Annotated in this window: 1 protein-coding gene; it reads right to left on the bottom strand. The window is 65.9% G+C overall.

Annotated elements, in window-relative coordinates; translation table 11 throughout:
* A partial coding sequence (locus ACE3TA_RS22660) for an IS256 family transposase (RefSeq protein ID WP_374576591.1) occupies window positions 1–943 on the bottom strand: 943 nt, incomplete at its 3' end.
* Window positions 944–1,044 lie beyond the last annotated feature (101 nt).

The raw sequence follows: 1,044 nt of genomic DNA, 5'->3' as shown, positions 1-1,044 counted from the left end.
GGCACTTGAGCTTCCACTTGCGGAGGAAGGCCTTGCGGCGCGTCTCGATCTCGGCGGCGCTGTCGGCGTAGATCATGTCGCGGTAGTCTTCGCTCAGCTCGTCATGCAGGCGCTTGGGCGCGTGGCCGAGCAGGTTGCGGTGCTTGTGAACCGTGCAGCGCTGGATGGGCAGGTCCCCGCCCCAGAGTGCCACAAGCGCGGCTTCAAGGCCGGGGGCGCCGTCAACGATCACGAACTCGGGCCGCCTCAGGCCCCGCGCGTCCAGATCGGCGAGGAATTGGCTCCAGGCAGCCGTGCTTTCGCCGCCCATGTTCCTGATTGAGAGGAGCACCTTTTGTCCGTCGCGCCGAACACCGATCGCCGCCAGCACCGAGATGTTGGTGGCCTTGCTGTCCAGCCGGGTCTTGATGACGGTGCCGTCGAGGATGAGCCGCACGATATCCTCCTCGGCCAGGTCGCGGGTGGACCAGGCGTCCCAGTCGACCTTCACCTTGCGCCAGGCCCGGCTGACCACGTCCTTGCTCACCGCCCCCTCGAACAGTCCGAACAGCGCCCGCTTGACCCGGCGCGTGTTGGTGCCGGCCAGGTAGACCGCCGCGATCAGGGCCTCGGCCTTCTTCGTCAGCCGCCTGTAGCGGGGCAGTGCCTTCGATCGCCATTCGGTGATCTTGCCGGCTTCGTTCTCGATCCGAGCACGAGGAACCCGCACCGTCTCGGTGCCGAATGTGCCGGTCAGCTGCCGATCGCGGTGCCCGTGGCGGTAGCCCCTGGCCCGCTCATTGCCGCGGCCGTAACGAAGCCGACCAAGAAAGGCGGCAAGTTCCTCTTCGAACATGGCTTCAATGGTGGCCCGGACATTCGCCCGCAGGCGATCCTCGATCGGATCATACCCGCCTGCGTCGGGCAGCGGCGAAAAGGACGAGCTATCGGTATTCTGCTTCATGGCGTGATCTCCCTGGCGGTTGCCGCCGCCGGTTGGGTGGGTGTTGGTTCACCCGGAGATTACGCCGCCAGACAATTTCTACCACTTCCGAGACACGACCG

This window comes from Phenylobacterium sp. (genome assembly GCF_041916435.1).
GTDB lineage: Bacteria > Pseudomonadota > Alphaproteobacteria > Caulobacterales > Caulobacteraceae > Phenylobacterium.
The sequence above is the reverse complement of the archived record's forward strand: the minus strand, read 5'-3'. Positions and strand labels throughout refer to the sequence as shown.